We start from the raw sequence: 8,302 nt of genomic DNA, 5'->3' as shown, positions 1-8,302 counted from the left end.
CTCGCAGCCTCAATTGCGGAAAAAATAGCAGGTGCAAAAACGTATGGCAAGTTTGTAGATGAAGATGGAGGCTGGAGTTCAGTCAAATGCATCTCTTTTTTTCAATATATGCAGGCATGTCTATATGATCCGCAATATGGTTATTACCGTTCAGGGCCAATTAGAGTGGGCAAGGAGGGTGATTTTTATACGAGCTCAGGCATTGGGCAGGTGYTTGCTGAAGTTCTAGCGAAATATGCGCTGGACTACGCGGCATTAGTGGATAAACCGCTTAAACTGATTGAGTGGGGAGCAGGAACGGGGCGATTGTCTGCTCAAATTGCGGCTGCAGGTTGTGAGCGAGACTTGGATTGGAAAAGTAAATTGCAGCCAATTCTAATTGAGGATCATCCTGCGCATGCTGAGGCAGCCCGGCATGCCTTTGCAGATTTAAGCTTATCGGGTGAAGAACCGCTGCTGCTTTCATCATCAGATGATGCTTGGGGGGAAACCTGGCTTAAGCAGCCAGCGATTGTGCTCGCAAACGAGCTGTTTGATGCTTTTCCTGTACACCGAGTGCAGCTAGTTAATGGAGAGCTGATGGAGTTAGGCGTTGCTTATGATGATGAGCGTGGCTTCGTTGAGGTTCAAATGCCGCTTACCGATAATCGGATTACAAATTGGCTTAATCGGGATCATATTCAATTGCTTGAAGGGCAGCAAACGGAGGTGCATGCTGGAGCAGTCGATTTCCTTAATAAGCTTGGAGCCGTGATGACTAGCGGACGTGTCGTCATTATTGATTATGGGCATAAAGCGGAGGAATATGCGGCGGAGCACCGGATGCTTGGTACACTTATGTGTTATTCGCGGCATCAGACGAACACCAATCCGTATAGTCGAATCGGGGAGCAGGATATCACTTCACATGTCCCCTTTACCTTTATACATCATTCCGCTGAAGAAAGCGGATTTTGCGTTGCAAGCTATATGACACAAAAACAATTTTTAATTGAGCACGGCGTAATGGATATGCTTCAAAATCACAACAGCACTGACCCTTTCAGCAAAGAGGCGCGAAGGAATAGAGCGATTAGGCAGCTGCTGCTAAGCGATCAGATGAGTGAGACGTTTAAGGTGATGGTTTTGGAAAAAGGATGAACGATGTACAAAAAAAGTGTCAGCCCTAAAGGGGCTGACACTTTTTTGTTTAAGGAAAAGAACTCATATGTACTCTTGTTTGTTCTTACCTTAAGCGCATAACGAACCATTATCATTTAGGATAATGGCTGTTCTTTCATGGCTTTGATTAAAGCTTGCCTTAGCGTATTTCGCTGACGCCTTTGTTAGAACGGCAAGTCCATCTTGAAGACCGACCAATACGTGAAACCCACGAATGAAATGATCATATATCCCCAGAACATTACAATGTAAGTTCTTTCGGAGAAATTCAAGTAGCCTAGAAATACGAAAGCAACGGCTTGTGCAAAAAACAATAGCGCAAATTCCGTCATATGGCCTGCGAAAGCCATAAGTCCGATTACCAGGGTCCAAAAGCCAAGTACCCGATACATACGTGCCATGATAACATCCCCCTTTCGCTGCGACCCGATTTTCTAATGATCATTATAACGTTTGGTGTAATAAGTGTAAACCAAAATACGTGAAGAAAACGCAAATTTTTTGTTTGCATCTAATTAACTCCTGTTGACTTAGATATAGTTTGCTCAAATATAAGAGCTAACATGTATGAGTAATTGAAAATTTGGTTATACAAATTAGTATCCAATAGATTCTATGAACTCTACCAAGGGCATAGAGATAAAGTAAGCGCCTTTACGTTAGGAGGTTTTTGTTGCATGACAGCAGTTAGACAAGATGCGTGGAGTCCGGACGATGATTTAATTCTCGCCGAGGTTACACTACGCCATATTCGCGAAGGTAGTACTCAGCTTGCAGCATTTGAAGAAGTGGGCGAACGAATTGGGCGTACATCCGCAGCATGCGGATTCCGCTGGAACAGTTGCGTTCGCAAAAGGTATGAGGATGCAATACAAATCGCTAAGCAGCAGCGCCAGAAGCGTAATTATTTAAAAAAACAAACGATTATCGCAACGCCGCATGTTTCATCGATTGCCGTTTTTGAAACGGAAGAACGTGGATTCAAGCAAGAGAGTGGTGCAATCGAGGAAAGTTTATCGRTAGATGCTGTTATTCGTTTTCTCCGTGGATGGAAGACGACCTATCAGGATTTAACCCGCCAACTCAAATGGTATGAGAAGGAACTGAAAGAAAAAGAGGAAGAGCTATACCGTTTGCGTGATCAGAATGAGAGATTGTCCAAAGAGGTTAACAATGTTCAAACGGATTACCGTGCTGTGAACGACGATTACAAGACACTTATTCAAATTATGGATCGTGCAAGAAGGCTTACCGTTTTAACGAATGACGATGAAGCTAAGCCGAGATTCAAGATGGATGCTAATGGAAATTTGGAACGGATTGAATAGGTTATAATGCGTAAATAAGAGGAGCTGGCCATTATATGGCCGGCTTCTTTTTCTTTTTCGCTTTTTTTATAGAAGAGTCTAGTCGGCTAAACTTGTATCAGTTGCAATATTTTCGGAAAATTTGATACGATGTTTGCTAATATTATTGATGAGCAGCAGCTGGTCGGAAGGAGTATAAGGTGCAGATAGATGTAGTAGGTGGGGGCTCGTTAGGACTGCTCTATGGAGCGAAGCTAGCAGAAGCAGGGGCGGATGTTACGATTTGGACGCGCAGTGAGGAACAGGCTGATGAGCTTGCTAATCAAGGCATTAGGCTTAAGGAGCTAGATGGAGCAAATGAGAAATCGATTCGTATCAAAAGTTTATGGAGCGGGTCTGTTTCAGAACATAGAGAACGTTATGACKTCACAAAACAGAATGCCGACTATCGCTGGGTGCTGCTGAGCGTTAAACAATCGGATTTGGATGAAGCTTTTCTAAATATGCTTGCTTCGCTTCTTGCCAGCTATGATGGAGAGCGTGTGGCAGTCGTATGTATGCAAAATGGAATTGGACATTTAGAGCGAATTAAAAGCAAACTTCCTACCTATCCGCTATTTGCAGCGGTGACGACAGAGGGGGCGAAACGACTTGATGTTCGTTCTGTTGAGCATACGGGGAAGGGGCAGCTTTGGCTTGGTGAATGGGGAGAAAATGAGCGCAATCAAGATGATTCTCTCGATAACTCGCAAAAAATGTTGATTTCTTTGCTGGAAACGGCAGGATTTACCTCTTTTCTGTCGAAAGACTTGGAGAATCGAATTTTTAATAAGCTGCTTATTAACGCAGTCATTAATCCATTGACGGCAATATTGGATGTGGAGAATGGACAGCTGCCGCTCCATCCTGTCGGCGTGAAGCTTATGCAAGCGCTATATGAGGAAACCGAGTTGGTGTTAATACATGCTGGAATGAGCTTGCCGGAGAATGGATGGGAGCTCATTATAAAGGTTTGCAGGCAAACCAGCAGCAATATTTCTTCTATGCTTAGTGACGTAAGAGCTGGCAGAGCAACAGAAATCGATGCCATTAATGGCGGAGTCGTACTGCTGGCTGAGAAGAATGGGCTGCAAGCGCCGTTAAACCAAGCAATAGTTACGATGATTAAAGCACTAAATCTTAAGTCGACTATGAAGGAGTGAAGGCCGATGGAAATGATTTGGGAAAGCATCAAACATGCATACGCTTATTTGGCTGTAATTCCAATCATACCCTTCACCATCATTTTGTTTGGATATGGAGCATATATTCAGGATCGAAAAAAAGCGTTCCGATTGGCAATGGATGTTACGACAGCCTTATTAATTGGCTGCGTAGCTGTATTATTTGATGAGCTGTTTAACAGCAGATTCGGGATTTACGGCATATTGCTATTCATGCTGCTTGGCGGAGGATTGCTTGGAAACGCCCAATTTCGCAAGCGCGGCGCAGTGGATGCCAAAAAGATATTTCGGACGATATGGCGGCTAAGTTTTTTTACGATGAGCGTGCTGTACATTGTTTTTATGTGCATCGGCATCGGCAAAATGTTTCTGACTGCTTAACTCAAATAATAAATTGCTAAACGCCTCTCCCGAGCAGAGGTGTTTTTGTTTTGACGGACGGCTTCACCATTGTGTACAATTAAAATGTTCAGTTTTAAAATATGAAGTCGTACTAACGACTATTAAGCGGGAGGTTACGGGCTGCGCTATGAGAACAGATACTTATGCATTGCCTATTGCACAGCCTTTGACAGAGGCTTATATACATCAAAACGATGACCGCATTGAAGCTTTATATGGCTATCATGCGGGAGTTGATCAAGATTGGGTTAAACGCTTTAATCGTTTGGAGCAAAGCGGAGAGGTTAGAGCTGATGCAGCTCAAGTAGCTCGCGCGCTTCGTGCTTACAATGAAGCGATTAACGCTGATCCAGAAGTTTTTGCTTCCATTTCTGCGATGGCAGAGGGTGCTCCGGTCGTGGTTGGAGGTCAGCAAGCTGGTTTATGGACGGGTCCGTTGCTTGTCATACATAAAGCGGTATCCATCATAGGTGCGGCCAAAGCTGCAAGTGAGCAGCTGGGGCGGACGGTTGTTCCTGTATTTTGGGTAGCCGGTGAAGATCATGACTGGGATGAAGCGAACCATGCCTACGTTATTACAACGGAGCAGGAGCTTCGCAAGTTGTCAGTTGCGCGTCCTGAAGGTGCGCGTACAGCTGTAAGCCGCACGATGATTGCAGCAGGAACATGGGAAGAGCTGCTTGCAGAGCTTGAACAATCGCTTCCGCATTCGGAGTTCAAACCTGTGATGCTAGAGGAACTGCGCCAAATGTCGAAACAGGCGAAATCATTATCTGATTTTTTTGCAATGATTTTGAGTCATTTATTCGGGAAACACGGCTTAGTATTAATGGATGGCGATCATGAGGATATTCGTCGTATAGAAGCGCCTATGTTCAGGAAGCTGATTGAGAAGAACGATGAATTAGAGCATGCTTATGCTGCTGCTGCAGATAAGGTGAGAGAGCTTGGTTACAGTCTTCAGGCAGATGTAACGGCTGGCAGCTCGAATCTTTTTCTCTTCAACTCGGATAACGGCGAAGAAAGAACGCTTCTTCACAAGAAGGATGGAAAATTCCAAGACCGTAAAGAGCAAGTGTCGCTAACGGAGGAACAGCTCCTTCGGATCGCTGACGAGCAGCCGCAGCAGCTTAGCAATAACGTTCTGACGCGGCCGATTATGCAGGATTATTTATTCCCTGTTCTTGCGACTGTGCTTGGTCCTGGGGAAATTGCCTATTGGGCTTTAACTGGAGAAGCATTCCGCACGCTGAATATGGAAATGCCCATTATCGTGCCGCGTATGTCTTATACTTTAATTGAAGGAACAGTTGCCAAGCACATGGATAAGTATGAGCTTTCCTTTGAGGATGTTATGGAACATTTCGAAGAGAGCAAAGGGAAATGGCTGAAGGCACAAGATGGCTTGTCCATTGAACAGCAGTTTGCCGAAGCAAGAGATACGTTTGAGCAGCTATATAAACCGCTTCTTGAGCTTGCAACTTCCGTTCAACCGTCGCTCTCTAAGCTTGGGGATACGAATTTGCAAAAAATAGTAGAGCAAATCAACTATATGGGCTCAAAAACGGTAGATGCCTTTAACAAACAATTTGAAGCATCCACACGTCAGCTTGATCGTATCCATCTGTCGATTAACCCGCAGAACAAGCCGCAAGAGCGAGTGCTTAATATGGCAGCCTATTGGAATCGTTACAGCCTGATTTGGCTCGATAAGCTGCTTGAAGCGCCATTTAGCCGTACTGGTGGACATGAAATCGTTTATTTATGAAATATGAGGAGGCAAATGGAATGAGTACAGCAAATAAAAGCATCGTAGCCGATCTATCATTGGCACCTGAAGGCCGTTTGAAAATTGATTGGGTAGCTGCGCATATGCCGGTATTGAATACGATTCGCGAGCAATTCGAAAAGGAACAGCCTTTTAAAGGACTGAAAGTTACAATTGCTCTTCATTTGGAAGCGAAAACCGCTTATTTGGCTAAGGTTGTTAAGGCGGGCGGTGCAGATGTTACTATAACAGGCAGCAACCCGCTATCAACACAAGATGATGTTTGTGCCGCTCTCGTTGAGGATGGCATTACTGTATTTGCCAAATATAATCCAAGTGCTGAAGAATTTAAAGCACTTAATATTAAAGCGCTGGAGTGGAAGCCTGATCTTATCATTGATGATGGCGGCGATCTTGCAACGATTCTAAATTCGGAGCATCCGGAGTTTGGCGAGAATCTGCGCGGCGGTGCGGAAGAAACTACGACAGGCATCATTCGATTGAAAGCGATGGAGAAAGACGGTTCACTAAAATTCCCTATGGTCGCTGTTAACGATGCATATTGCAAGCATCTTTTTGATAACCGCTATGGTACAGGGCAATCCGTATGGGACGGTATTAATCGCACAACGAATTTGATGGTTGCGGGCAAGACCGTCGTTGTTGTCGGTTATGGCTGGTGCGGAAAAGGTGTAGCCATGCGTGCGAAAGGTCTTGGCGCAAATGTTGTCGTAACTGAGATCGATGCGATTAAAGCGGTCGAAGCTTATATGGACGGTTTCGCGGTAATGCCGATGATCGAAGCGGCTAAGGTTGGCGAGTTTTTCGTAACGGTTACCGGGAATCGCGATGTTATTCGCGGAGAGCACTACAAGGTGATGAAGGACGGGGCGATCATTTCCAACGCAGGTCACTTTGACGTCGAAGCAAACAAACCAGAACTTGCAGCATTATCTTCAAGTGTAAGAACCGTTCGCCGCAACATCGAAGAATATAAGCTGGAGGATGGACGCAGCATTTACTTGCTGGCAGAAGGCCGCCTTGTTAATTTGGCTGCTGGCGATGGTCATCCTGCAGAAATTATGGATATGACGTTTGCACTGCAAGCTGTTGCACTGAAATATGTAAATGAGCAGTACAAAACGATTGGCAGCAAAGTAGTCAATGTTCCTTATGAGCTTGATGAGCAGGTAGCGAGACTGAAGCTGCAATCTCTAGGCTTTGGCATTGATCAACTGACTGCGGAGCAATCGGCATATTTGGACAGCTGGAAAGAAACAGAATAAAGCATTGAAGAAGCCGCGAGCAATCGCGGCTTTTTTTTATGTGGAGATAAAAGAAGCAATTGATTCGTTTACACCGATGATTAGATCCGCGGATGTTCGGGTTTGGATGGACAATGTTGTAACCTTTTATTCCCAGATTGCGTCTAGAGGTAAATAAAAGCAAGGGGGTATTTTCTTGTATAGACATAAAAAAGGGATATTTGCAATTATTTCAATTGTTTCTCTGGTTGTTCTGCTTGTTGGATGCGCTTCCTCAGATGGGGATACGAGCAGCTCTAAAAACTCGGCTTCTGAACAGATGTTATCAACAACAGCTTCTAGAAACGTAGAAACTGAGATGAGCTATACCTTGAATGACAATGCTGCTAAAGCGGAAGAGGCTCCAGCTGAGGGATTGGGCGAGAGCAAAGCATCTGGCGGGGGGATTGATGCTCAGCTGGCAATCGGCACGGATGGATTCAACCAGAAAATTATTTATACCGCTAATTTAAGTATGCAGGTGGACGATTTAGCTTCTGCAGCAACCTCGCTGCGCAATGCCATTCATCAAAGCGGTGGTTATCTTTTGCAATTTCAAGATACGAAGCACGAGGGAGAGATTGGATCAAGCTATACKATTAAAGTTCCAGCTGCAGGGTTTATGTCGTTCATTGATCGGATTGAGCAAATTAAACATAATGAATTTGAACGCAATATCGGCGGCAAGGACGTATCTGAGGAATATGTGGATCTTGAATCTAGGCTGAAAGCGAAGCAACTTGTTGAAGCTAGACTGCTCACCATGATGGATAAAGCGACAAAGGCTGATGATCTGTTAAAGTTTTCACAGCAGCTCTCAGGGGTGCAGGAGGAAATTGAACGAATCAAAGGAAGAGTTCGCTATCTGGATAATAATGTAGCGTTCTCGACGGTGGAGCTGCGCATGTACCAAACGAATCAAACACTAAAAAATAAAAGTATGGAAAAACCGCACTTAGGCGGCAGGATGTCGGACGCGCTAGTTAACAGCACAAAAGTAGTTTGGGATGCCATCAATCTATTGTTAGTTATTTTAGCAGGTGCTTTGCCTGTATTAGCTATATTGGCTGTTATTTCAATCCCAATCATTTGGTTTTATCGAAGAAGGAAAGAGACGGCGCCGAAGCCATCCAAGCC

Annotated in this window: 8 protein-coding genes; 7 read left to right on the top strand and 1 reads right to left on the bottom strand. The window is 44.6% G+C overall.

Features of this window, described 5'->3' with window-relative positions:
* Positions 1 to 1,140 (top strand): class I SAM-dependent methyltransferase (locus AC1DSE_RS25335; RefSeq protein ID WP_477528370.1); only part of this gene is annotated, 1,140 nt, incomplete at its 5' end.
* A gap of 185 nt (positions 1,141 to 1,325) precedes the next feature.
* Here AC1DSE_RS25335 and AC1DSE_RS25330 read toward each other — a convergent pair.
* Complete coding sequence (locus tag AC1DSE_RS25330; RefSeq protein ID WP_053375484.1) at positions 1,326 to 1,562, bottom strand: DUF2626 domain-containing protein; 237 nt, start codon at positions 1,560 to 1,562, stop codon at positions 1,326 to 1,328.
* 276 nt (positions 1,563 to 1,838) lie between these two features.
* On the opposite strand from AC1DSE_RS25330, the gene AC1DSE_RS25325 reads away from it, so the two are divergent.
* The 6 genes from AC1DSE_RS25325 to AC1DSE_RS25300 all read left to right on the top strand — a co-directional run.
* Positions 1,839 to 2,489 carry an RsfA family transcriptional regulator gene (locus AC1DSE_RS25325; RefSeq protein WP_477528369.1) on the top strand — a complete coding sequence of 217 codons (651 nt, stop codon included), beginning with the start codon at positions 1,839 to 1,841 and terminating at the stop codon, positions 2,487 to 2,489.
* A gap of 179 nt (positions 2,490 to 2,668) precedes the next feature.
* Positions 2,669 to 3,670 carry a ketopantoate reductase family protein gene (locus AC1DSE_RS25320; RefSeq protein WP_477528367.1) on the top strand — a complete coding sequence of 334 codons (1,002 nt, stop codon included), beginning with the start codon at positions 2,669 to 2,671 and terminating at the stop codon, positions 3,668 to 3,670.
* A gap of 6 nt (positions 3,671 to 3,676) precedes the next feature.
* Positions 3,677 to 4,072, top strand: coding sequence for a DUF3397 domain-containing protein (locus tag AC1DSE_RS25315; protein ID WP_339208710.1), 396 nt, complete (start codon positions 3,677 to 3,679; stop codon positions 4,070 to 4,072).
* Positions 4,073 to 4,220: 148 nt separating this feature from the next.
* Complete coding sequence (gene bshC, locus AC1DSE_RS25310) at positions 4,221 to 5,861, top strand: bacillithiol biosynthesis cysteine-adding enzyme BshC (RefSeq protein ID WP_477510073.1); 1,641 nt, start codon at positions 4,221 to 4,223, stop codon at positions 5,859 to 5,861.
* A gap of 20 nt (positions 5,862 to 5,881) precedes the next feature.
* Positions 5,882 to 7,147, top strand: coding sequence for an adenosylhomocysteinase (locus AC1DSE_RS25305; protein WP_477510074.1), 1,266 nt, complete (start codon positions 5,882 to 5,884; stop codon positions 7,145 to 7,147).
* 175 nt (positions 7,148 to 7,322) lie between these two features.
* On the top strand, positions 7,323 to 8,302 hold a 980-nt coding region (locus tag AC1DSE_RS25300; protein WP_477528366.1), incomplete at its 3' end, for a DUF4349 domain-containing protein.

This window comes from Paenibacillus sp. 01L418 (genome assembly GCF_056400045.1).
This window is presented reverse-complemented; position numbering and strand designations above follow the sequence as displayed.